The organism is Syntrophomonas wolfei subsp. methylbutyratica, from assembly GCF_001570625.1.
GTDB classification, from domain to species: domain Bacteria; phylum Bacillota; class Syntrophomonadia; order Syntrophomonadales; family Syntrophomonadaceae; genus Syntrophomonas; species Syntrophomonas methylbutyratica.
Window position 1 is genome coordinate 35,789 of record NZ_BBQT01000002.1, and the last position, 23,257, is coordinate 59,045.

The following is a 23,257-nucleotide window of genomic DNA, read 5'->3' on the forward strand; positions in this document are numbered from 1 at the left end:
TTCTTTCATTTTAGTTGCTGGTTCGCAAGGGTACCAATACATAAAGATAGTTGTCTTTTTGCGGATTTACAATCATGGCCGGACCCAATATACTGGATAGGTTTATGAGCAGTTCTTTAGCTTCTCCTTCCAGCATTTTAACAACATCAAAGAAGTAATTGGTATTAAATGAAATATTTAGTTCACCTTCACCCTCAACCGGATCTTTAAGTTCTATTACTTCAGTGATTTCACCCATTATTTCCGAATAGCTATTTACTTCTACCTCATTTTCTTCAAACTTAAAGCGGGTATACTGTATTTTTAGTTTATCATCCGAAGGGATAACCCGAGCTCTTTCCAGGGTATCAGCCAGAACTTGCGTATCCAGTTTTACTTTATAACTGAAAGAACGTGGTATAACCTGCTCATAGTTGGGGTATTGTCCTTCTATAAGCCGTGAAAGCAATAAGAAGTTCTTTCGATAAAAACTCACATTATTGTTGCTTAAGCCTATATTTATCTCTTCCGGGCTATCATCCAGCAGTCGCAGAATTTCGTTAGCTGTTCGCGTCGGAATAATGAAACTTAAGGGTTCTGGAGCATCTGGATTTATATTACAAGAATAACGAGCCAGGCGATGGGTATCAGATGCAACTACGTTTAATTTACCGCCCTCTCCCAGATCAAAAAGCACTCCGGTAAAAACCTGGCGAAAATGGGTACCGGCAGCGGCAAAAACTGTCTTTTTAAGAGCTTCTTTTAACACTTCCTGGCTAATGGAAAAGCAGGGTTTTATTTTTTTAAGGGGAAGTGCTGGATATTCGTAGTCTCTATAGGTATTTATGAAACCTGATGAACGCCCGTATTTTATATCTAATTGTGCTGATTCCTGGTTTAGTTCAATAAATATCTGTGATTCGGGTAATAATCTTACAAAATCAAAGAAATAGTGAGCATTAACCAGCACACTGCCTTTTTCCATAACTTCAATTTTGTCAGTGCTGGCTCTTATACCTATTTCCATATCGGTTGCCGTCATAGTCAAACCAGTATCCGGATCAGATTCTAGCAGGAGGCCGGATAAAACCGGTATGGTATTTTTATTGGATGCTGCTCTATAAACCATACTGGTAATAGCAAGTAAATCTCTTTTTTCAATCATGAACTTCATAGAAAAACCCTCCGTCTTCTCTTTTTCTTTTTTTTATTAACAATTTAGTAGTAATAGTAGTAGGGACCTGGTTTTTGTGGATAAGTAGCTCTATTCCCGGAAAAAGGGCAAATATTTCGGTTGATAAATTGTTGATAAATATTTTTAAACAATATAATTTGGATCAATCTTTTTGCATAATAATTCTATTTCGGCAACCAGTTCACGATCAGATAACAGTTCATTAACTAATTTTTCATGGGCATGCATAACTGTGGTATGGTCTCGTCCCCCGAATTGCTCTCCGATTTGGGGAAAAGAAGCATCGGTCAATTTACGACAAAGATACATAGCTATATGGCGGGGGTAGACCAGTTGTTTATTTCTTTTTTTTGAAACAATTTCGTTTATTTCTAAATGGTAATGGGCAGCTACCGTTTTTTGAATGGTTTCTATAGTTATTTTTCGGGGTCGAGGGGGAGGCATAATATCTTTCAATGCTTCAACTGCGGTATTCATGTCCAGGGGTTTGTTGTTAATAGTAGCAAAGGCTACCAGTCTAATAAGCGCTCCCTCCAGTTCCCGGATATTCGAATCAATGTAATTGGCAATGTAGTCCAGAACAGAATAAGGAATATTGAGGTTTTCCCCTTGAGCTTTTTTGCGTAAAATAGCAATTCTGGTTTCTAGATCAGGAGGCTGTATATCAGTAATTAAACCCCATTCAAAGCGGGAACGTAAACGGTCTTCCAAGGTAGGGATGTTGCGGGGAGGCCGGTCGCTGGAAATAACCACTTGTTTATTGGATTCATGGAGGGTATTAAAAGTATGGAAGAATTCTTCCTGGGTACGCTCCTTACCGGCCAAAAATTGAATATCGTCAACGAGTAGAACATCAATACTACGGTATTTATTCCTGAATAAAGAGGTAGTGTCGTCTTTGATGGAACTTATCATATCGTTAGTAAATTGTTCGGAGGAAACATACATAACCAGATAGTTGGGTTTTTTAGAAAGAATGTGATGGCCTATGGCTTGCATTAAATGAGTTTTACCCAGGCCAACACCCCCATATATGAAAAGAGGATTATAGGATTTAAAGGGAGATTCACCGACAGCATAACAGGCAGCATGGGCGAAACGATTACTGTTACCCACAACAAAAGTATCAAAAGTATATTTAGGATTTAAAGCGGAAACAGGATCGCTTATCCCGGAAAGGATTTCCGTACGGATGCTCAAGACTACTCTCGGGTCGATTAATCTACGTAATTTATTCTGCATTATATCCAAATAGCGCGATTCAATCCATTCTTTGGTTAGAGAATCAGGAACGATTATACAAAAGATATTGTCATGAAAGGAGGAGAATTTTACCCGGGAAAACCAGATTTCAAAACTGGTAGAACCAATTTCCTGATACATAGAATCAAGTACTTCATTCCATACAAGAGAATAATCTTTATAATTAGACATAAGCTACCTCCGCTTTGCTGTGGAAAAGCCAATAAAGAAATACATAAGTTGTGGAAAAGTCTTACTTAGATTAAAATCTTTAATTTTCAAAATGATAAAAAAAGATATTAATACAGGCTAATTGGGATTAAAGCACAAATATAGTATAATCATAGCAGAAAAATTTCAAAATTAGAAGTGAGTAGAATTCCTTGAATTCTTGACATTGAAGGGGTTTAATCAATATAATGGTAGGGTATTTATATGATTTTATAGGTGAGCTTTATGGACTGAGAGTATAGCTCACCAAGTAGGAGGTAAGTAATATAGTGAAAAGAACATTTCAGCCGAAGAATAGGCAAAGAAAAAGAGAACATGGCTTCCGAGCCAGGATGGCCAGCGCAGGAGGAAGAAAAGTATTGGCCAACCGGAGAAAAAAGGGAAGAAAAAGTATTTCCGCCTAGGTCGTAAAAGCGGCCTTTTATTTTCCCCAGGGAAGGTTTTTATGCTGGATAAAAAGGCAAGAATCAGAACTAGTAGAGAATATCGGAATGTTTTCGAAAAGGGAAAGAGGTTTTCGGGGCGATTTTTAATAGTTTATTATGTAGAAAATGCCTTGAACGATAATCGTTTTGGTTTTATTACCAACAAAAAAATAGGTATAGCGGTAATAAGGAATAGGATAAAAAGGCAATTGCGAGCCATAGTGCGTAAATATCAGGGACAAGTAAGGACCAAGCATGATATTGTCCTGGTAGCTAGAGCCGGTATTGGGAAAAGTTCTTTTGAGGGTATGGAAAAAGATTATATTTCCATCATGAAGAAGGCGGGGCTTTTTGCAAGAAATGCTAATAATATTAATTAAAATATATCAAAAGGCGACCTTTTTCAAACCTGCTTCATGTCGTTTCTATCCTTCCTGTTCCAACTATTCCATTCAGGCCTTAAAGAAATACGGAATAGTCAAAGGAGGCTGGTTAACTGTAAAAAGACTGGCCAGGTGTCATCCGTACAATCCGGGTGGCTATGATCCGGTACCTTGATATTAGGTTACCTCGCGGACATTTGCTTCGCTAGCAAGGAGGTGGAACCTGTCATCAATGAAAGCAGGATTTGATAGGCAGGAGGAGATTTGTGGCATTCTTTTGTTCAGTGGTTTGCCAGTGTAATTCAGTTTATGTATGGCATTACCGATAGCCTGGGTGTAGCTAATTATGGTTTGGCTATTATTTTAATGACCATAGTAATAAAAATTGTTCTTTTTCCGATAACGCATAAACAGTTAAAATCCATGCGGGCTATGCAAGAAATTCAACCGCGGATGAAATATATCCAGGAAAAATATAAAGATGACCCGCAAACCATGCAATTAAAAGTAATGGAACTGTATAAAGAACATGGGGTTAATCCTCTGGGAGGCTGCTTGCCCCTCGTCATACAGATGCCGATATTTATTGCTTTTTATCAATCATTGTTCAACTTTAAATTTGCGGTAGAGGAGCATGCGCGATTTTTATGGATACCTAACATTGGTAGTTCTGACCCCTGGTATATTCTAGCAGTTTTAGCGGCGGCAACCACCTTTATACAGCAACGCGTTTCTATGGTAGACACCAAAGATCCCACGCAAAAGTCCATGTTGTATGTAATGCCACTTTTTATGGCCTGGATAGCAGCCACCATGCCGGCAGGCTTACCTTTATACTGGGTAACTTTTAATATTTTAGGTATTTTGCAGCAGCTTTATATCAATTGGAGCAGCAAAAAAGAGAAATTGGCTGTTGCAACTGGAACAGGATTTCAGTTGGAAATGGAAAAGGAAACACTGGAGGAATCAAATGGTGGTCATAATACTTTGACCAAGGAAAAGGTAGCAGGGAGGGAAAAAGGAGGAAAGAAGGTTAATGGAAGTCCAAATAGTAGAAAAAAAGGGAAAAAACGTGGATGAGGCTATTAAAGCGGCCCTGGATGAACTGGAATGTGCCATTGAGGATGTTTCTATTGAAGTACTGGAAGAACCCAGTAAAGGAATACTAGGCCTGGTAGGGAAAAAACCTGCTGTAGTAAGGGTTTCCCTGGTGAAGAAACCGGAAGAAGAAGTTCGCCAGGTGGTAGAAGATCTACTAAACCGGATGAAAATCGATTATCAGATTAATCAAGTGGAATGTGAAGGCGGCCGGGTTAGAGTAAACATAATAGGTAAGGACATGGGTCTTTTGATTGGACGTAAAGGCGAAACATTAAATGCAGTTCAATACATTATCGGCTTAATAATTAACCGGCAGCGTGAGGAAAGAATTCGAGTTTTGTTAGATGTGGAAGACTATCGCAAGAAAAGAGAGGAATCACTGGAAGCGTTGGCTTTAAGACTATCAGACAAGGTTAAGAAAACCAAAAAAAACGTAGTTATGAGGCCAATGAGTTCCCAGGAAAGAAGAATAGTACATACCATTCTTCAGACTGACCCCCAGATAACTACCTTTTCGCTGGGAGATGAGCCCAATAGAAAAGTGGTAATTTCTTTAAAGAAATAAAAAAGACAGTGATGGAGGCCCAGGGAAAGGGCCTCCTTTCTAATTTTTATACTTAAGTGTATTTGCCAGTCGCTTTTGGTAATATATCTAAAAGAACCGTTAATGTTACTGCAAAATGTTAGTAGTAGTCATTGGCTTGTATAAATATACCGCTCGCCAACGCCCGCTGGTATATTTATGCAAACCCTGTGCAATAATAGGGGTTTTGCATTACCAGCCAGGTTCAAAGTGAGGGGAAAGAATGATCGGCGATGATATTGCGGCCATCTCCACCGCACCGGGGGAAGGTGGAATAGCTATTGTAAGGCTAAGTGGAAATAGCGTAATAGAAAAGGTGGAACAAATATTCCAACCTTACCGGGCGGGGATTAAGCTTTCGGATAAAGAAGGCTATTCACTTAGCCTGGGTTGGTTGTGTGATGAGAAAATGGAGATTATTGATGAGGTTCTGCTGGGATTAATGCGAGCTCCCCGTAGCTACACCGGGGAAGATGTGGTGGAAATAAACTGTCACGGAGGAACTTTGCCGGCCAGGCGCTGCCTGGAGACGGTAATGCGGCAAGGGATACGACTGGCACAACCGGGGGAATTTACCCGGAGAGCTTTTTTAAATGGACGACTGGATGTAAGCCAGGCAGAGGCAGTGATAGAAGTTATCCGGGCCAAAACCGAACGGGGAATGAATTTGGCCTTAAAGCAATTGGCCGGGAGGAACAGCCGGGAGATTAGCCTGCTGGAGGATCAGCTGATAGAAGTAAATGCAATGCTGGAAGCCAGCCTGGACTTCCCGGATGAGGTGGGGGACCTGGATTATAGCGTTGCTCAGGGGAAGCTACGGGAAGTAAAAAATAGAATTGACAAGCTTTTGTTGGCAGGTGAAAGGGCCGAGATATACCGGGAGGGAATCAACGTTGCCATCTGCGGCAAGCCTAATGTAGGCAAATCCAGTTTGCTCAATGCCCTGCTCAGAAAGGAAAAAGCTATTGTAACCAGTGTTCCTGGTACTACGCGGGATATAATCGAAGATTATATAAATATTAGAGGGATTCCGGTAAAGTTGAGGGATACCGCAGGAATACGCTTTACGGAAGACCTGGTGGAGCGAATAGGGATAGAAAGAAGCCAGGAAGTAATCAGTGAAGCAGATCTGGTGCTTTTTATATTAGATGTGGGAACCGGGATAGATCAGGAAGACCGGGAGATTTACGAAAAAATCGAGAAGAAGAATAAGATAGTATTGGTTAACAAAGAAGACCTGGAGGAAAAGAATATAAGTGAAACTGAGCTGGAACAGCTCTTTCCCGGAGTTAAGATAGTCAGAGGAAGTATTATTGAAGAAACCGGTTTGGAAGAACTGGAGGAAAGCATGGAGAAAGCTGTTCTCTCCGGTCAACTACAGAGTGACGACATGGAAGTAATGATTAACCTGCGGCAAAAAAATGCTTTATTAACGGCAAAAAGACATATAGAAGATAGCCTGGCGGTAATGGGAAAGGTTTCATTGGATTGCCTGGGAGTGGATATCTGGGGAGCTTTGGAGGCTCTGGGGGAAATAAACGGCAAAAACTTGAAGGAGGAAGTAATAGAAAGGATATTCCATGATTTTTGCATAGGGAAATAGCTGGCTGGAGGCAGGATTGCATCCATGCTTCGCCAACGCTCGCTTATATATTTATGCAACCCTTTTGCGAAGAGTTTCGCATTAGAGTAATTTTATTAAATGGGGGAAGTTATGATTTATAAGGCAGGAAGCTATGAGGTGATAGTGATTGGGGCCGGACATGCGGGCTGTGAAGCGGCCCTGGCTTCGGCGCGCATGGGATGCCAAACCCTGCTGGTTACCATGAGTATAGACCACATTGCATTGATGCCTTGCAATCCTTCCATTGGAGGACCGGCCAAGGCTCAAGTAGTAAGGGAAATCGATGCCCTGGGAGGGGAAATGGCGCTAAATATCGACAAGGCCAATCTGCAGATCCGTACTATCAACACCGGCAAAGGTCCCGCTGTGCAAGCATTAAGAGCCCAAGCCGATAAACGCCAGTATCACCTGGAAATGTTGAAGACCCTCTTTAATCAAAAAAAACTGGATATTTTGATGGCCGAGGTAGAGGATATAGAGTTGTCGGCTGCTCGGGTGAAAGCAATAGTTACCAGAACTGGAGCCAGGTTCGAATGTCAAGCGCTGGTTCTCACTACCGGGACCTATTTGAAGGGGAGAATAATAGTCGGGGATATTTCTTTTGATGGAGGACCAGGAAATCAGTTTCCGGCAGCCCGGCTTTCGGAAAGTCTTAAAAGGATGGGACTGCGCCTGGGGCGATTTAAAACCGGGACCCCACCGCGCATAGACAGCAAGAGTGTAGACTTCTCCGAAATGATTGAGCAGCCAGGGGATATACGGCCTTTACGCTTCTCTTTTATTAGTCCCCTTATTAATCGGCCACAGCTATCCTGCTGGTTAACCCATAGCAATAAAAAAACCCACCAGATTGTAATGGATAACCTGGACCGCGCCCCCATGTATACCGGGATTATCAAAGGTATTGGTACGCGCTACTGCCCGTCTTTTGAGGATAAAGTAGTTCGTTTTTCCCATAAGGATTCTCACCAGCTTTTTATTGAACCGGAGGGAAGAGACACCGACGAAATGTATGTGCAAGGTTTAAATACCAGTTTGCCCGAAGATGTACAAATAGAGGTCTTAAAAAGCATCCCTGGCCTGGAGAATGTTCGTATTATGCGTACCGGCTATGCCATAGAGTATGACATTATTTATCCTTCCCAGCTTAAACTAAGCCTGGAGTGCAAAACTGTGGAAGGTTTGTTTACTGCCGGTCAAATAAACGGGACTTCCGGTTATGAAGAAGCTGCCGCCCAGGGCTTGATTGCGGGAATAAATGCTGCTTTGCAAGTCAAGGATAGAGAGCCGCTGGTATTAAAACGGAGTGAATCCTATATAGGCGTGATGATTGATGACCTGATTAATAAAGAAATAGAGGAACCATATCGTTTGTTGACTTCACGAGCGGAGTACCGCTTGCTTTTGCGGCAGGATAACGCTGATTTGAGATTAACGGAAAAAGGCCGCCAGATTGGGCTGGTAGACGATAACAGGTGGATGGCCTATCAGCAAAAAGAAGAGATACTGGAGGTGGAGAGCAATGAACTCAAATTCAGTTCTTTTACCCCGGCAGATGAGGAGATGGCGGAATTTTTATCTTATAAAAACACGGCAGCTATAAGGGATCGAGTCTCTCTCTGGGAATTGCTACGGCGCCCGGAATTAAGTATATATGATTATGTGGGAAAAGGCTGGCTGCGGGATAATGATCCGGATATACTGGAGCAATTGGAGATACAAGCTAAATATGAAGGCTATATTGAGAAGCAAAAGGAACAGGTTAAGCGCTTTGAAAAACTGGAAAATAAAATGCTGCCTCCGGATCTTAATTATGATGAAGTCTATGGTTTGTCCCAGGAAGCCGTACAAAAATTAAAAATAGTTTTACCCGCTTCTGTTGGCCAGGCATCAAGGATTGCCGGGGTTAATCCGGCAGATATAAATGTTCTTTTAATTTTTTTGGAAAAGAAAAGAAGGAAATAAGAGGTCGATGTGGAATATAATGTAAGGACTTTTAAGGAAATGCTGATAGAGGAGAATTCCCGGCAGAACCTGGTAAGTCGCAAAAGCCTGCCGGATGAATTAGAAAAACATATTGAAGATAGCCGCAGTTTATTGAAATTTATGGATTTAAAAGGAAGCAGGGTTGTTGATATCGGCAGTGGTGCTGGCTTTCCGGGACTGGTACTGGCCATCTATTGCCCAGAGGGAGAGTTCCTTCTCTTGGAATCAGATCTTAAAAAAACAGAGTTTTTGCAAGCGGTTATCAACCGCAGCGGATTGAAGAACTGCCAGGTGCTGCGTAAGCGGATAGAAGAGGTGGGGCGCAGTGAGTTGCGCAGCAGTTTTAATTTTTGCAGCTGCCGGGCTCTGGCCATGATGAATGTAGTGCTGGAATATGGACTGCCTTTGCTTCGCCCTGGGGGAAAGCTTTTGTTGTGGAAAGGCAAGAATTATTTACGGGAAATTGAGCAGGCAGCCAACGCCCTGGATATACTGGGGGGAAAAGTAGTTGACATTTTTACCTATAGCTTGATGGCAGAACGAGATAGGGCCATAGTAGTGGTAGAAAAGGAGCGTGACACCCCCGCGAAATACCCAAGAAGGGTGGGGATTCCGGCCAAACGGCCACTATAGGGAGGGATATACCGATGGTATTTAAACAACTGGAAAGACTACTGGGAAAAAGCAGTGAGGTGAAGGTGACAGGAATACCGGTGGAAAAACTCTACCCTAACCCCTTTCAACCCCGTAAGGATTTTGATGAGAGGGAAATGATGGAACTGGCTCAGTCGATTGAAGCTTATGGCATAATACAACCCATTATCGTCCGGCCACGCGATGATGGCTTTCAAATAATAGCGGGAGAACGTAGATTTCGAGCCTGTTGCCTGCTGGGTATAAGAGAAATACCGGCCATAATTCAGGAAATGGATGATGAAAGGGTAGCCACCGTTTCGCTGATTGAGAACCTGCAAAGAAGAGAATTAAATTATTTTGAAGAAGCCAATGCCTATAATCGTCTAATTAACGGTTTTGGATTGACCCAGGAGGAATTGGCAAGAAAGATTGGAAAGAGCCAGGCAGCTATTGCCAACAAGATTCGTCTCTTAAAGCTACCGTTGCCGGTGAGAAGCCTTATTCTGCCCGAACGTATAAGTGAGAGACATGCCAGAGCTTTGTTAAAACTGAATTCGGCAGAGATGCAACTGGAAGTGGTAAAACAGATTTATGAGAAAGAATTAACCGTGAAGGAAACAGAAGAACTGGTGGAAGGGATCAGTCGTAATAACATTCCCCAGGAAATAGGAAGAAAACCTAAAGGGCAGAGTGTATCCATGGTAATAAGAGATGCTCGTATCTTCTTAAACACTATTAGAGAGACGGTTAAACGGGCGCGACAGACCGGGATTGATATTGTTATGGTGGAAAGGGATGTCGATAGCGAATATGAGATTACCATAAGGATTGGGAAACATAGGAAAAACCAACAATTAGCTTTATAGAATAAGGATGACTCTACTGCAAAAAACCCTTTTTGTTGCATGGGGTTGCATAAATATGCAAAGCGAGCGTTGGCGAAGCATGGATGCTTCACCCTTCGGGTACCCCTTGAGCCGCGAGACAAGCCGTTGGTGTTGCTCATGCGTAGACTGCGAGCGGAATATTTATGCAAGCTAATGCATAATTATTACTTTTTGCAGTGGAATCAAGGATTCAAAAGCGGGGAAACCCGCTTTTTTTGTTTTGGGGCAGGAATTAGGGTTTAGACAGGCGAAATAAGAACTGCAGGTTGGGGAAAGGTGGACAAGGTTAATGGCAAAGATTATTGCAATCGCAAATCAAAAAGGGGGTGTGGGCAAGACTACTACCGCCATAAATCTGGCGGCTAGTATTGCCATGGGGGAGCAGAAGGTGCTGCTTGTGGATTGTGATCCCCAGGGAAATGCCAGCAGCGGTTTGGGTATTAACCGGAAACGTTTAAAAAATTGCGTTTATAATTGCTTAGTTGAAGGTTTACCGGCCAAAGAGGTTATTGCTGCTACTGAGGTAGATGGATTGGAGATAATTCCAGCCACCATTCAACTGGCTGGGGCTGAGGTGGAACTGGCCACACGGGAAAACCGGGAACACTACATGGCAAATGTGCTTAAGCCCATTAAGGAGGCTTATGATTATATATTCCTGGATTGTCCACCATCATTGGGACTATTGACCATTAATGCGCTGGCAGCCAGTAATTCGGTTCTGATTCCGCTGCAATGCGAGTACTATGCCCTGGAGGGCTTGAGCCAACTGATGGATACCATACTTTTAGTTAGAAAAAGATTAAACCGCAGCTTGAAGCTGGAGGGAATAGCCCTGACTATGTTCGATGGAAGAACCAATCTGGCCATACAGGTGGTAGATGAAGTAAAACGCTATTTCCCTAAAGAAATATACCAGACCATTATTCCCCGTAATGTAAGGCTTAGCGAAGCCCCCAGTCATGGACAACCGGCGGTCATTTATGACCCTCGATCCAGAGGGGCTGAGGAATACAGGGAACTGGCCATGGAGGTGTTGGAACGTGCAAAAAAAGGAAAGAGGTCTTGGTAGAGGACTGGAAGCTCTACTGTCTAGCGATTTGGGTTTTGATGAGACCCAGGAAGTGACGCAGATCGAAGTGGACGAAATTGTATTACGCAAAGAGCAGCCGCGTAAAAGATTTGATGACAAGTCCCTTCGTGAGTTGGCGGATTCGATCAAGGAGCATGGTTTACTACAACCACTTATTGTACGGCCCAGGCAGGATGGCTTTGAACTGGTGGCGGGGGAGCGACGCTGGCGAGCAGCTCAAATGGCTGGTTTAAAACAAGTTCCGGCTCTCTTAAGGGAAATGGATGATGTCCAGGCGGCCGAAGTTTCCCTGGTGGAAAATATTCAACGAGATGATTTGAGCGCCATTGAAGAGGCCATGGCATATAAATATATGATGGATAATTACGGTTATACCCAGGAAGTACTGGCGGAGAAGCTTGGAAAAAGTCGTTCCCATATAGCCAACATGGTGCGAATGCTTGCTCTCCCGGAGCAGGTGTTGACGATGCTGGAGAGTCAAGAGATAACAGCAGGACATGCCCGGGCTATTTTATCTCTGCCAGGTTCGACGGAACAAATCGCAGCAGCAGAAGAGATAGTTGCTGGGAGACTGTCGGTAAGGGAGGCTGAAAAGAAAGCCAGGTCAATTATAAAAAGAAAGCGGGTAGAGAAAAAAAGGGACCCGGTAATACTAGAATTGGAAGAGCGAATGGAGAGCTTTTTTAGCTCCCGGACGAAAGTGTTGCAAAAGGGTAGGGGAGGCACCATTGAAATAAGCTTTTATAGCCTGGAAGATCTGGAACGAATAGTAGAGATAATAGGCTTGGACTGAAGTTCAATTAACGGATAAATAAAAAAATCTATAGCCCATTCTCGGAACAAGAAGCAGAAATGTTTCACGTGAAACATTTCTGCTTCTTGTATATGTATATATAGAACAATTCAAACCTGCCCAAGCAAACGCGCTGGAGCTTGACGGTTAGAGACAAAAATGCCTAAATTAGGGAGCGTCAGTTTTAAAAGCGTGAAAGTTGTCCCCACGAAAAATATAAAACAAAGTTTTTGCGGTGTTTACAATTTAGCTGTCTTATTCAAAAAAGCCCGTGTGCATTGTTGGAAATCCTCGCTAGCCAGCATTTTTTCCAACTGCTCAAATTCCAAGTGCAGACCTTTATCCAGGGGGATATCAAAACCAGCGTTTAGAACCTTTTTGGCCCCGAGGACAGAGAGAGAAGATTTTTGAGCTATAAGTTCCGCCAATTTCCAAGCCTGGTTTAGTGCTTGCCCCGGCGGGCTCAAATACTGGACCAGTCCGATATCATATGCCTCGTGGGCAGTTATCTGGCGACCGGTCAATACCATGTTTTTGGCCTGGCCCAAACCAACCAGCCGGGAAAGCCTCTGGGTTCCGAAAACCAGGCCCATATTTACTCCAGCTGCTGCCACCCTGGCATTATCATCCATAACCCGAATATCAGCACATAGAGCAAGCTCCAGACCTGCACCCATAGCAAATCGGTTAATTGGAGCAATAAGCGGGAAGGGGATGTCTTCAAGTTGATTAAATAACTGGTAAAGGCTGGCGAAAAACTGCCGGTTGCCTTGCGGGTTCTGACTAACAAGTTCGCGTATATTGGCTCCAGCAGAGAAGCCACAGTTCATATTACCGGTAAGAACAACGACCTTGAGTTTATTCTGGGACAAATTAGAAAAGCAGGAGGATATCTCATCGAGCATTAATTGAGAAAGAGCATTTACCGGCGGAGCATGCAGAGTGACAGTAGCTATGCTGTCCGCAATGTCCAGTGTAAGCAAATCCAGCTTTCTATCTGACATTGAACCACCCCCGTTATTCCTCTCCATTCTCATTCTATTATATTCATTCTAAGTTAGGCGGGAACAAAATCCAAGGGACTGTTGCAGATTAAATAAATGAATCAGGGGGGATAGATGTCTCGGTTTATAAAAAGCTCTGGCAAACAGAAGAAAGCGAAGAGTCGAGCTCATTCATCTGCCTGCTCTTTATCACCGACAGAAAATCGGAGGATGAGCAGATCCATTAAAATTATGGTCATAAATCGCAAGAATTTCTTAAAGAAATTAATCGACTGCAGAAATCAAGGTACCTGTCCCCCTGATTCCTTATGCCAATTGATAATTGCTAAAATAACAAGGTGTTTTGGGACTAAAAACCTGGGCGGTTTTACAAGATAGAAAAATATTGCTATTATGGTAAGACAAAAAACATCCCAGATTTAACGAGGTATACTGTGAAAATCCGAAAAAAAAGCCCAAGAAAAAAGACTGATAATAACTTTACTTTTATAATAATCCCTGGAAAAACCGGAAAGGCGCTTCATTTAGGCTTGGCCAGAAAATATATTTTGGCGGGTAGTTTGCTTTTATCCAGTGTTGTACTGCTTTCTGTCATGATAACTTACCTGTTTATTCAGAGCCAGTCGGAGATTCGCTCGGTGGAAAAGATTAAGATGGAAAGCCTGAAGAAAGATGAAACCATAGAAATCCTGGGAGAAGAAATCCAAAACATGCGAAAACAGCAGGAAGGTATAGGCCAAACCCAAAATGAAATAAAAAAACTGATGGGAATTATGCCGGAAGCGGAAGTTAATGCAAAACCCTCCCGAGGGACAATGGTAAGTGGAATGGGGGGAGCGGAAAATGAAGTCGAGAACATTTTGGCAGCGACCCGAGATATTAAAAGAGATATAAACCGGCAGGAAAACGAGATAAACAGCTTGCTGTCCGAGGTTAGCCAGCGAGGAACATATTATAGAAGTCGTCCCAACCAGTGGCCGGTAAAAGGGGAGATATCTTCACCCTATGGCTGGAGAAAATCCCCTTTCCGCAGCAGTAAGTCGAGTTTTCACGACGGCATTGACATTGTAGAGGCTGTGGGAACAGAGGTGCTGGCAGCGGGAGATGGGAAGGTCATCTTTGCCGGATGGAAGGCTGTTTATGGAAAAACCGTAGAGATTGATCATGGTTATGGATTTATCAGCCGCTACGGGCATAATAGCGCCATCCTGGTCAATGAGGGCGACAAAGTCAAAAAGGGAGAAGCTATAGCTCGCCTGGGGAATACCGGTAAAAGTACCGGTCCCCACCTGCACTTTACTATAATGAAAAACAATGAAAGCGTAAACCCGAAAAACTACCTGCCCTGAGGGAAGAAGCCGGGTTGGATTAGCGAGAAAGGTTGTGGATCAGATTGTGGAAAAAAGCCAGGCGGCAAAATATTGAAAGCTTAATCTCGCATGGAGTACAGGTTAAGGGCGAGATCCGTTCCTCCAGTTCCATTCGTATTGATGGTAATGTTGAGGGGAAAGTGGAGGTAAAAGGTGATCTTATTGTGGGAGAGAAGGGAAAAATCAAAGGAGAAATACTGGTGGACAACCTTATTCTGGCCGGGAGAATAGAGGGAAATATAGAGGCCAGAGGCAGATTGGAAATCACCGCAACCGGTTCTATTATGGGAGATGCCAGTTGCAGCTTGATTTCTATAGAAGAAGGTGGTTTTATTGACGGTACCTCCAAGATGATTCGGCCACAGGAAAAAGCTGAGATGAAAAAAGGAGAGAAAGTATCAGTAGCCAGGAGCGTCTCGAGTTAATCCCCAGCTTATTCTTGCAAGGTACTGGCCTGGCAGGCCGCCAGGCTATGGCGCTTAAAGCTGGAATGGGCCAGGCACAGGCTTTTGGCAATTATATCGGCCATCTTATAGACAGTGTAAAGCCGGGTATTCTGTAAAACCATATGTTCCAGGAAACCGCCAATATTAACTACCCCCGAAATATGGAAATCCCCCACCTCAGGTAATACCTTTCGCAAAGCCGTTCCAGGCTTGAGACTTCCTTTTTTTATATTTATATAACCAATTCTATCGGCATTGCCCAAACAAGCATCGATAGCAACCAGCAGTGGATTTTGGTGCTCGGCGTTAATAATATTAAGAAAATGATCCAGGTTGGCAGCATGTACGGGTTTTTCCAGGGTGCCGTAAATATGAGCTGAGCGAAGAAGGGACTGTAAGCGGGTGCCAACCAGTGGACCCAGGCAATCTCCGGTTGCCCGGTCGGTACCAATACAAAGATAGACTATTTCCCGGCTATAATCCTGGTTTAAATCCTTTAAAAAAAAGCTGATACTACGCTCTATTTTACTAAAACATAGAGGGTCGTCACAATGAAAAGAATCTTTACAATTTATCCGGTTCAGCCTGGGTAATTCCACTGCTTCTCCTCCTATGCTTTTACCTTTATTCTTGACATCTGGAAAAATTTTTATGCAGTAAATTAAAATGACAAGAATAAGTATGGAATAAAAAGGTATCAGCAAGGAGGAAGCTATAAATAAAAACCAGATTAATACTAGTTATGGGTTATCTGGGGGCGGTAATTGGGGCCGGCTTTGCTTCGGGGCAAGAAATCATCCAGTTTTTTGTTGTCTATGGCAATGATGGTTTAAAAGGTACGCTTATGGCCACCTTCGCTTTTGCTATATGTGGGGGAATGTTGCTTTATTTGGCCCATCGCCATCAGGTATCCAATTATCAAGATTTACTGGCCGGCCTTATGGGTAATAAAGGCGGAAAGCTAATTGACTGGCTCCTGGCCCTATTTTTGTTTCTGGGTATCAGTACCATGTTGTCTGCCAGTGGGGCGGTATTTGAAGAACACCTTTATTTACCGAAAAGCCTGGGGATTTTGCTAACATATTTGATGGTCATATTTTTTTTGTTCTCCGGTAAAAAAGGCTTAATATTCTCTTTTAACATGCTGGTCCCCATAAAAATTCTTTTCTTATTGATCGTCACCAGCTATGTAGCCTTTTTTATGGAAAGCCAGGCATTGGGAAGCTATAGTTTATACCTCTGCCCGGTTGATAGCAGGCTTTGGATAATGTCCGGCATACTTTATGTGGCTTACAATTTTTCTTTAGCGATGGTGGTATTAAGTGAATACCAAAGCCTCAGCAACTGCCGGGAAGGAATTGCCGGGGCCGTATGGGGCGGGCTGGTGCTGGGGATACTGGTGGTACTGAGCTACCTGTCTTTATGCAAATTTTTACCGGCGGTTATGCACTATGAAGTGCCCATGCTCTATCTCATGGGAAGAATATCGCCCGGGGTCAAACAGCTCTATACCCTGATACTATGGATAGGTATACTAACTACCGCCATAGCCAATGCGTATGGTTTTACTCAACGTATAGCTGACTTCTCCGGTTTAAGTTTCGGAAGTTGTCTGCTATGGTGTATGACCCTGTCTTTGCCCCTCGCCATGCAGAGCTTTTCAGCTTTGGTAGGAAAGATTTATCCGGTTTTTGGTTTACTGGGGATAATAATAATTTCCGTATTGTTTTACCAGGGTATAAAAGACATGGCACTGCTCTTGTATTATAATATTAGAAACTAACCCCTTGGAGGAGTGAGGTTCAACCACCGTTCAACTACGGTATAAACCAGGGAGGCTAAGATGAATAATTTGAAAAATATACCCTCCATTGATGAAATGCTTAAGAACGAGCGAATCAAACAGCTAATAGAAGTCTACCAGCGCGATTTCGTGGTGGATGTAGTGCGCAGTGCCACTGAGGAACTGCGCCGGGAACTCTTTCTTAAAGAAGAGGAAATAAAGAAAGAGAAGCTGATGCAAGCGATATTGGTGAAGGTAGAGCATATGGTTTCCCGCCTGGCCGGGGGGAGCCTGAAAGAAGTGATAAATGGAACCGGGGTAGTGCTGCACACCAACCTGGGACGAGCTCCGCTGGGTAAAGGGGCCATAGACTATATGAAGCGCATGGCCAGCAGCTATAACAACCTGGAGTTTGACCTGGAAAAGGGGGAGCGGGGAGAGCGTTACGGACATGTGGAAGAAGTATTGACCCGCCTGACCGGTGCCGAAGCGGCCCTGGTGGTTAACAACAATGCAGCCGCAGTTCTGCTGGGCTTAAACACCCTGGCCCGGGAGCGGGAAGTGATTGTTTCCCGGGGACAGTTGGTGGAGATAGGGGGAGCTTTCCGCATTCCGGAAGTAATGAAACTAAGTGGGGCCAGGCTGGTAGAAGTAGGAACAACCAATAAAACCTATATTAGCGATTTTGCAGCTGCTATCAATGAGGAAACCGCCTTGCTTTTTGCGGCCCACACTTCCAACTACAAGATACTGGGTTTCGCCCAGGAGGTCCCTTTGGAGGAACTGGTGAAGCTGGGTCAGGAGAAAGAGCTGCCGGTGATGCAGGATTTAGGCAGTGGCATCTTTTATGATAAAGCGGATTGGGGACTGCGGGAAGAACCGGCGGTGAAGAATTGTGTTGCGGCTGGGGCGGACATCGTTACCTTCAGCGGGGACAAACTATTGGGAGGGCCCCAGGCGGGGATTATTATAGGGAAAAAGCCTCTGGTGGAAGCCATGAAGAAAAACCAGCTTACCCGGGCTTTGCGGGTGGATAAACTCACTATCGCTGCTCTGGAAGGAACCTTGCTGGAATACCTGCTGGGTTCTCCGAAAAAAAACATTCCGGTAATAGAAATGCTGGCCTTAAGCCGGGAGGAGCTAAGGGAAAAGGCCGAAAGGCTGTTGGAATTGCTGGAAAAGAGGACTGACGGTTTATCGGGAATCAGACGGCTTAAGCTGGTGGAACTCGAGGATATGGTAGGCGGGGGAGCATATCCTACCTATAAAATTCCCGGCTTCGGGGTGGAAATCGAATTCAGCCAACCCGGCCTGGAGAAGGCGGCCAAAATACTGCGATTGGGAAACCCTGCTCTGCTTACCCGGCGCCAGGAGGATAGAATGCTTTTGAGTGTGCGCACCCTTCTACCTGGTGATGAGATAAAGGCAGCGGACTTGATTGCCGGAGTTGTCCGGCAAAAAGGGGATATATAGATGAAACGGCTTATTATTGGAACGGCAGGACATATTGATCATGGCAAAACCACTCTGGTGAGAGCCTTGACCGGGGTTGATACCGACCGTTTGAAGGAAGAAAAGCAGCGGGGCATTTCTATTGAACTGGGATTTGCCCCCTTTATGCTGCCTGGTGGCCAGAAGGCGGCCATTGTTGATGTGCCGGGACATGAGCGCTTTATCCGGCATATGCTGGCCGGGGCTTTCGGGATTGATATGGTAGTCTTTGTTATTGCCGCTGATGAGGGAATCATGCCCCAGACCCGGGAGCATTTAGATATAATTGAATTGCTGGGGGTTAAACAGGGGGTAGTGGCTATTACTAAAAAAGATCTGGTTGACGAAGAGTGGCTGCTGCTGATGGAGGAAGAAATAAAGGAATACCTGGCCGGGACAGCTTTAAAAAACAGCCCAATGATAGCAGTATCAGCCATCAGCGGTGAAGGTATAGAGCAATTGCTGGAGGAAATAGAAAATATGGCAGAACAGGTTGAAGAGAAACCGGTGATGGGGCAGGCTCGTTTGCCCATAGACCGGGTTTTCACTATAGCTGGCTTTGGCACGGTGGTGACCGGTACCCTGTGGTCGGGGCAAATAAAGACCGGTGAAAGCCTGGAACTGATGCCGGTGCAGCGACCGGTCAAAGTCAGAAGCTTGCAGGTACACGGAGCCAGGGTTACGGAAGCCCTGGCCGGACAGAGGGTAGCGGTCAACCTGCAGGGTATTGAAGTAGCGGAGATAAAAAGGGGTTACCTCTTGTCCACCCCGGATTATCTCCATCCCAGTTACCGGGTTGATACCAGGTTAAGGCTCTTGTCTTCCAGCAAAAGAACCTTGAAGAATTGGAACCGGATAAGATTCCACCTGGGGACCGAGGAGGCTTTAGGGCGGGTGGTTTTGCTGGACCGGGACGAACTGCAGCCGGGACAGGAAAGCTATGCGCAAATTGTCATGGAAAAAGCGGTGGTTTGCCAGAAAGGGGACCCTTTTGTAATCAGGTATTATTCGCCGGTGGCCACCATCGGCGGCGGAAGCATAATTGACCCCCATGCCCCCAAACAGAAACGCTTCCGGGAAGAGGTTCTGGAGCAACTGGTAATGAAAGAAGAGGGCAGCCTCTATGACCTGATTCTACAGGAGATGGAAGCGGCTGAGGCCACATTTACCAGCTCTGACTTGGCACGGAAAACCGGCCATGAAGAAGAACATATAAAAGAAGAGCTGGAACAATTGCTCCTGGACGAAAAAGTGGGGGATTTAAAAAATGGGGAATATATGAGCACCCGGAGCTTAGAAAAGATAAACGATGAGATAGTGAAGCGCTTGCAGGAATACCACCGGCAGTATCCCCTGCGGGCGGGTTATCCCCGGGAAGAGATGAGAAGCCGGTTTTTCAAAAGCATTAACCCCCGAAGCTTTAATGCCATAATAAAATACCTGGAGGATAGGGGAAGCATAAACAGCCAAAACAACCAGCTCCGGCTGGCGGGCTACAGCCCTGAGCCGGGAGTAAAAGAAAAGCATGCTATTGAAAAAATTCAGGAACTGATGGATAAAGAGTTATTTGCCCCTCCTTCTCTGGAGGAATTACAGCAGCAGTTAGAGCTTAATGTAGAGGATTTTGGCGAAGTGGTTTCCTACCTGCTCAACCAGGGATTATTAATTAAGCTCTCCGGGGATATATATTTTTCTACCCAGGCCCTGGAGGAAGGAAAGAAGATCCTGGAGGAACATTTTGGCCGGGAAAAGGAGCTCAGCCTGGCCACCGCCCGCGACCTGTTTAACACCTCACGCCGGTATACCTTGCCATTGTTGGAGCATTACGACAAGACCCGTTTTACCCGGCGGATAGGGGATATACGGGTTAAAGCGTAGCTTTTTCTCCTTGCTTCCGCAGGGAGAGGGGAGAGGATTTTGCAAATGTCTAAGATAGGAATTCCAAGAACCCTGGCCTATTTTATCTATTTTCCGCTATGGAAGACCTTTTTTGAGGAACTGGGCCATGAAGTGGTACTTTCGCCAGCTACCAGTAAAGCCATTCTTGATCGAGGCGTCAAAGAAGCGGTAAACGATGCCTGCATCCCCATAAAACTTTATCACGGACATGCCGCTGCTCTGGCGGGGAAGGCCGATTATATTTTCTGCCCCCGCCTGGTCAGTGTACGCAGTCATGGAGATTTTGGCACCGAAACTTTTTGTCCCAAGTTTTTGGGTCTGCCGGATATGCTTCGCCTGGCTATGGATGATCTGCCGGAAATTATAGATATCAGGGTTGACCTTAAGCAAGGAAAAGACGAGCTCTGGCAGCTTTCTCAAAAAATAGGGAAGAGCCTGGGAAACAGCGGGGAAGAAGTTAAAAGAGCCTTTAACAGGGCTCGTAAACGGCAACGTCAATACAACAGCTTGCTTTGCCAGGAGATGCTTCCCCTGGAAGCTCTGAGGATTATAGAAAAAAAGATCCCGGTTCCAAGAAAAGAAAAGAGTAACAATAACTATGATTTGCAGGTAGCGGTAGTAGGATATCCTTACTTGCTTTATGATGCTTATATTAATGCGGGATTGCTGGCTATACTGGAAAAAGAAAAGGTCAAGGTATATACTCAGGATATGATAAGTGACCGGAAGATGAACCGGCAGGCCAAAACCTTGCCCAAGAGTACATTCTGGTATTTTTCCAACCGGGTGATTTACGGAGCTTTGCATTTTATGCAGCGCCCGGAGATAGAGGGAGTTATTCACCTTACGGCTTTTGCCTGTGGGCCTGATTCCATGGTGGACAGGCTGTTGGAGATAGAAAGCCGGCGGAGAGGCAATCGGCCTTACTTATCCATCGCCGTTGATGAACATACGGGAGAAGCGGGAGTCCGAACCAGGATAGAGGCTTTTGTAGATATGTTGCGCTACCGGAGGGAGAGGAAATGAAAATCAGTTTCCCCCATATGGGTTATTCCTATATTGCGTTAAAATGGCTGGTGAACCACCTGGGGCATGAGTGTATTGTTCCCCCTGAGCCCAGTAAGAAAACGCTGGATTTGGGGGTGCGTTATTCCCCGGAATTCGCCTGTATACCGTTTAAAATCTTGACAGGGACCTATCTGGAGGTGGCGGAAAAAGGAGCGGAAATCATACTGACCTCCGGGGGTATGGGGCCTTGCCGGGCCGGTTATTACTGGGTAATGCACCAGTACCTCCTGGATGAAATCGGTAAAAAGGTGAAGGTAATCGCCTTTGAACCACCGCTCTGTGACTTGAGAGACTTCTGGCGCAAGTTGCACCGCTTGCGGGTGAGCGGGGGCTTATCAGTGAAAGCCTTTATTCAGGTCATAAAGGTGGCGTGGGAGAAAATTAAGGCCATTGATGACATGGAGATGCAATCGCATAGTATCCGGCCTTATGAAGAGAAACGCGGGGATACTACCCGGGCCCTATGGGAAGCCCTGCAATTTGTGGATGAAGCCAATAGTGAGAAGGAGGTAGACGAAGCCCGGCAAGAAGGGCTGAGAGTCCTGCAAGAAGTCCGGCGGGATGAGAGCCGCGACCCCGTAAAGATTGGAATTATCGGGGAAATATATGTGGTTCTGGAACCTGCTGCCAATCATTATTTGCAGATTATGCTGGGAGAGATGGGGGTTTATACGGACCGTTCCATTTACCTCAGTTCCTACACCCGCAAAAATACCATAGTAAACCTGGAGGGGGATATTTTCCAGGTGGCCCGGCCCTATTTAAATGAAGCACCTATTGGCGGACACGGGGTTAACAGTATAGGGGAAACCATATTATACGCCCGGCATGGCTTCGATGGAGTGGTGCAACTGGCTCCCTTTGCCTGTATTCCGGAAATAGTGGCCAAAAGTATTATACCTGCGGTAAGCCGGGATTTTAATATACCGGTATTAACCTTGTTTATTGACGAGCAAACGGGAAAGGCTGGAGTGCAGACCCGGCTGGAGGCTTTTGTGGACCTGCTGGAAAAGCGGCGGGAGCTCAAACGCCAAAGGGAGAGATGGGCAATATGAAGAAGGCATATCTTGGTGTTGATGTGGGCTCGGTAAGCACCAACCTGGTAGTTTTGGACGAGAGCAATGAGGTGGTGGCGGCGGAATATTTGCGTACCAGCGGGCAGCCTATTGCCACCGTACAGAAGGGACTCTACTCCATAGGCCAGAAGCTAAAAGGCCAGTTGGAGATAGCCGGGGTCGGAACTACGGGTAGCGCCCGTTATCTCAGCAGCATGATAATAGGCGCTGACATTGTGAAGAATGAAATCACTGCCCATGCTATTGCGGCTTCTTCGGTGGTGCCGGGGGTCAATACCATTATTGAAATCGGCGGGCAGGATTCTAAAATAATTATACTGCGTGAGGGAGTGGTAACCGATTTCGCTATGAACACCGTATGTGCGGCCGGAACCGGCTCATTTCTAGATCAGCAGGCCAGCCGCTTGACCATAGCGATCGAAGACTTTGGCAACCTGGCTCTGCAAGCAAAAAATCCGGTTCGCATAGCAGGACGTTGTGCGGTTTTTGCCGAATCAGACATGATACATAAGCAGCAGCTGGGATATAATAATGAGGATATCATTGCGGGGCTATGTGAAGCCCTGGTCAGGAACTACATGAATAATGTAGGTAAAGGCAAAGAGATTCTGCCTCCGGTTTTATTTCAGGGAGGAGTTGCCGCTAACCAGGGTCTGGTAGAAGCTTTTAAGAAATACCTGGAAATGGATGTTATCGTACCGCCGTGGTATGATGTTATGGGAGCCATCGGAGCAGCCCTGCTGGCCCGGAGGGCGGTGGATAAGAAGCAAAAGAGCAGTTTTAAAGGCTTTAATATCCGGGAGATTACTTTTAAGACCCGTAGTTTTGAATGTCAGGGTTGTTCCAACGCTTGCGAAGTGGTACAGTTTTTTGAGAATGATGATTTGATAGCCCGCTGGGGCGATCGCTGCGGCAAATGGGAACTGCAGGCGGTCTAGAATTTGTTATCTGTTTTCATGACC

General features: G+C 45.0%; 23 protein-coding genes. 19 read left to right on the plus strand and 4 right to left on the minus strand.

Features of this window, described 5'->3' with window-relative positions; genetic code table 11:
* Positions 1-10 precede the first annotated feature (10 nt).
* Both dnaN and dnaA read right to left on the minus strand, forming a co-directional pair.
* Positions 11-1,153: a DNA polymerase III subunit beta gene (gene dnaN / locus AWB54_RS01855; protein WP_061212948.1), complete on the minus strand. Its 1,143-nt coding sequence runs from the start codon at positions 1,151-1,153 to the stop codon at positions 11-13.
* A 144-nt stretch (positions 1,154-1,297) separates the two neighbouring features.
* On the minus strand, positions 1,298-2,608 hold the full coding sequence (dnaA, locus tag AWB54_RS01860; RefSeq protein WP_061212949.1) for a chromosomal replication initiator protein DnaA: 1,311 nt from the start codon (positions 2,606-2,608) through the stop codon (positions 1,298-1,300).
* A gap of 308 nt (positions 2,609-2,916) precedes the next feature.
* Here dnaA and rpmH point away from each other — a divergent pair, with 308 nt between their 5' ends.
* The 11 genes from rpmH (at position 2,917) to AWB54_RS01915 (ending at position 12,158) form a co-directional block, all read left to right on the plus strand.
* Positions 2,917-3,051, plus strand: a complete 135-nt coding sequence (gene rpmH, locus AWB54_RS01865; protein ID WP_011641943.1) for a 50S ribosomal protein L34 — start codon at positions 2,917-2,919, stop codon at positions 3,049-3,051.
* A 41-nt stretch (positions 3,052-3,092) separates the two neighbouring features.
* Positions 3,093-3,452, plus strand: a complete 360-nt coding sequence (gene rnpA, locus AWB54_RS01870) for a ribonuclease P protein component (RefSeq protein WP_061212950.1) — start codon at positions 3,093-3,095, stop codon at positions 3,450-3,452.
* Complete coding sequence (yidD, locus tag AWB54_RS01875; protein ID WP_338064089.1) at positions 3,433-3,630, plus strand: membrane protein insertion efficiency factor YidD; 198 nt, start codon at positions 3,433-3,435, stop codon at positions 3,628-3,630. The genes rnpA and yidD overlap by 20 nt, the downstream gene beginning before the upstream one ends.
* 89 nt (positions 3,631-3,719) lie before the next feature.
* Positions 3,720-4,535, plus strand: a complete 816-nt coding sequence (locus AWB54_RS01880; RefSeq protein WP_061212952.1) for a membrane protein insertase YidC — start codon at positions 3,720-3,722, stop codon at positions 4,533-4,535.
* Positions 4,492-5,121, plus strand: a complete 630-nt coding sequence (jag, locus tag AWB54_RS01885; RefSeq protein ID WP_061212953.1) for an RNA-binding cell elongation regulator Jag/EloR — start codon at positions 4,492-4,494, stop codon at positions 5,119-5,121. The genes AWB54_RS01880 and jag overlap by 44 nt, the downstream gene beginning before the upstream one ends.
* 241 nt (positions 5,122-5,362) lie before the next feature.
* Positions 5,363-6,742 carry a tRNA uridine-5-carboxymethylaminomethyl(34) synthesis GTPase MnmE gene (gene mnmE, locus AWB54_RS01890; protein ID WP_061212954.1) on the plus strand — a complete coding sequence of 460 codons (1,380 nt, stop codon included), beginning with the start codon at positions 5,363-5,365 and terminating at the stop codon, positions 6,740-6,742.
* A 111-nt stretch (positions 6,743-6,853) separates the two neighbouring features.
* Positions 6,854-8,728 carry a tRNA uridine-5-carboxymethylaminomethyl(34) synthesis enzyme MnmG gene (gene mnmG, locus AWB54_RS01895; protein WP_061212955.1) on the plus strand — a complete coding sequence of 625 codons (1,875 nt, stop codon included), beginning with the start codon at positions 6,854-6,856 and terminating at the stop codon, positions 8,726-8,728.
* 9 nt (positions 8,729-8,737) lie between these two features.
* Positions 8,738-9,382: a 16S rRNA (guanine(527)-N(7))-methyltransferase RsmG gene (gene rsmG, locus AWB54_RS01900; protein WP_061212956.1), complete on the plus strand. Its 645-nt coding sequence runs from the start codon at positions 8,738-8,740 to the stop codon at positions 9,380-9,382.
* A gap of 14 nt (positions 9,383-9,396) precedes the next feature.
* The gene (gene noc, locus AWB54_RS01905) at positions 9,397-10,251 is read left to right on the plus strand and encodes a nucleoid occlusion protein (protein WP_061212957.1); all 855 of its coding nucleotides are present in this window, start codon (positions 9,397-9,399) and stop codon (positions 10,249-10,251) included.
* A gap of 310 nt (positions 10,252-10,561) precedes the next feature.
* Entirely contained in the window at positions 10,562-11,344 is a 783-nt protein-coding gene (locus AWB54_RS01910; protein WP_061212958.1) for a ParA family protein, read from the plus strand.
* Entirely contained in the window at positions 11,316-12,158 is an 843-nt protein-coding gene (locus AWB54_RS01915; RefSeq protein ID WP_061212959.1) for a ParB/RepB/Spo0J family partition protein, read from the plus strand. Before AWB54_RS01910 ends, AWB54_RS01915 begins: the two co-directional genes overlap by 29 nt.
* 239 nt (positions 12,159-12,397) lie before the next feature.
* Here the strand turns inward: AWB54_RS01915 and AWB54_RS01920 are convergent, their stop codons facing one another.
* Positions 12,398-13,162, minus strand: a complete 765-nt coding sequence (locus AWB54_RS01920) for an enoyl-CoA hydratase/isomerase family protein (protein ID WP_061212960.1) — start codon at positions 13,160-13,162, stop codon at positions 12,398-12,400.
* A 434-nt stretch (positions 13,163-13,596) separates the two neighbouring features.
* Between AWB54_RS01920 and AWB54_RS01925 the strand changes: the two genes are divergently transcribed.
* Both AWB54_RS01925 and AWB54_RS01930 read left to right on the plus strand, forming a co-directional pair.
* Positions 13,597-14,511, plus strand: a complete 915-nt coding sequence (locus tag AWB54_RS01925; RefSeq protein ID WP_061212961.1) for a M23 family metallopeptidase — start codon at positions 13,597-13,599, stop codon at positions 14,509-14,511.
* Positions 14,512-14,543: 32 nt separating this feature from the next.
* Positions 14,544-14,957 (plus strand): bactofilin family protein, encoded by a 414-nt coding sequence (locus tag AWB54_RS01930; protein WP_235811059.1) that lies wholly within the window; start codon positions 14,544-14,546, stop codon positions 14,955-14,957.
* Positions 14,958-14,965: 8 nt separating this feature from the next.
* Here AWB54_RS01930 and yyaC read toward each other — a convergent pair whose 3' ends face one another.
* Complete coding sequence (yyaC, locus tag AWB54_RS01935) at positions 14,966-15,577, minus strand: spore protease YyaC (RefSeq protein WP_082735960.1); 612 nt, start codon at positions 15,575-15,577, stop codon at positions 14,966-14,968.
* A 143-nt stretch (positions 15,578-15,720) separates the two neighbouring features.
* Here yyaC and AWB54_RS01940 point away from each other — a divergent pair, with 143 nt between their 5' ends.
* From AWB54_RS01940 to AWB54_RS01965, 6 genes are read left to right on the plus strand one after another with little or no spacing between them, the layout of a single operon-like run.
* Positions 15,721-16,761 carry a YkvI family membrane protein gene (locus AWB54_RS01940; protein ID WP_061212963.1) on the plus strand — a complete coding sequence of 347 codons (1,041 nt, stop codon included), beginning with the start codon at positions 15,721-15,723 and terminating at the stop codon, positions 16,759-16,761.
* 60 nt (positions 16,762-16,821) lie between these two features.
* Entirely contained in the window at positions 16,822-18,234 is a 1,413-nt protein-coding gene (selA, locus tag AWB54_RS01945) for an L-seryl-tRNA(Sec) selenium transferase (RefSeq protein WP_061212964.1), read from the plus strand.
* The gene (gene selB, locus AWB54_RS01950; protein WP_061212965.1) at positions 18,235-20,130 is read left to right on the plus strand and encodes a selenocysteine-specific translation elongation factor; all 1,896 of its coding nucleotides are present in this window, start codon (positions 18,235-18,237) and stop codon (positions 20,128-20,130) included.
* Positions 20,131-20,175: 45 nt separating this feature from the next.
* The gene (locus AWB54_RS01955) at positions 20,176-21,177 is read left to right on the plus strand and encodes an acyl-CoA dehydratase activase-related protein (protein WP_061212966.1); all 1,002 of its coding nucleotides are present in this window, start codon (positions 20,176-20,178) and stop codon (positions 21,175-21,177) included.
* Complete coding sequence (locus AWB54_RS01960) at positions 21,174-22,274, plus strand: acyl-CoA dehydratase activase-related protein (protein ID WP_061212967.1); 1,101 nt, start codon at positions 21,174-21,176, stop codon at positions 22,272-22,274. The genes AWB54_RS01955 and AWB54_RS01960 overlap by 4 nt, the downstream gene beginning before the upstream one ends.
* The gene (locus AWB54_RS01965; RefSeq protein WP_061212968.1) at positions 22,271-23,233 is read left to right on the plus strand and encodes an acyl-CoA dehydratase activase; all 963 of its coding nucleotides are present in this window, start codon (positions 22,271-22,273) and stop codon (positions 23,231-23,233) included. Before AWB54_RS01960 ends, AWB54_RS01965 begins: the two co-directional genes overlap by 4 nt.
* Positions 23,234-23,257 lie beyond the last annotated feature (24 nt).

Coding starts and splice junctions, on each gene's coding strand:
- selB (WP_061212965.1), top strand. CDS start 18,235: ATGAAACGGCTTATTATTGGAACGGCAGGACATATTGATCATGGCAAA.
- selA (WP_061212964.1), top strand. CDS start 16,822: ATGAATAATTTGAAAAATATACCCTCCATTGATGAAATGCTTAAGAAC.
- AWB54_RS01910 (WP_061212958.1), top strand. CDS start 10,562: ATGGCAAAGATTATTGCAATCGCAAATCAAAAAGGGGGTGTGGGCAAG.
- AWB54_RS01955 (WP_061212966.1), top strand. CDS start 20,176: ATGTCTAAGATAGGAATTCCAAGAACCCTGGCCTATTTTATCTATTTT.
- yidD (WP_338064089.1), top strand. CDS start 3,433: ATGCTAATAATATTAATTAAAATATATCAAAAGGCGACCTTTTTCAAA.
- AWB54_RS01965 (WP_061212968.1), top strand. CDS start 22,271: ATGAAGAAGGCATATCTTGGTGTTGATGTGGGCTCGGTAAGCACCAAC.
- mnmG (WP_061212955.1), top strand. CDS start 6,854: ATGATTTATAAGGCAGGAAGCTATGAGGTGATAGTGATTGGGGCCGGA.
- dnaN (WP_061212948.1), bottom strand. CDS start 1,153: ATGAAGTTCATGATTGAAAAAAGAGATTTACTTGCTATTACCAGTATG.
- AWB54_RS01940 (WP_061212963.1), top strand. CDS start 15,721: ATGGGTTATCTGGGGGCGGTAATTGGGGCCGGCTTTGCTTCGGGGCAA.
- mnmE (WP_061212954.1), top strand. CDS start 5,363: ATGATCGGCGATGATATTGCGGCCATCTCCACCGCACCGGGGGAAGGT.
- rnpA (WP_061212950.1), top strand. CDS start 3,093: ATGCTGGATAAAAAGGCAAGAATCAGAACTAGTAGAGAATATCGGAAT.
- AWB54_RS01960 (WP_061212967.1), top strand. CDS start 21,174: ATGAAAATCAGTTTCCCCCATATGGGTTATTCCTATATTGCGTTAAAA.
- noc (WP_061212957.1), top strand. CDS start 9,397: ATGGTATTTAAACAACTGGAAAGACTACTGGGAAAAAGCAGTGAGGTG.
- jag (WP_061212953.1), top strand. CDS start 4,492: ATGGAAGTCCAAATAGTAGAAAAAAAGGGAAAAAACGTGGATGAGGCT.
- AWB54_RS01920 (WP_061212960.1), bottom strand. CDS start 13,162: ATGTCAGATAGAAAGCTGGATTTGCTTACACTGGACATTGCGGACAGC.
- dnaA (WP_061212949.1), bottom strand. CDS start 2,608: ATGTCTAATTATAAAGATTATTCTCTTGTATGGAATGAAGTACTTGAT.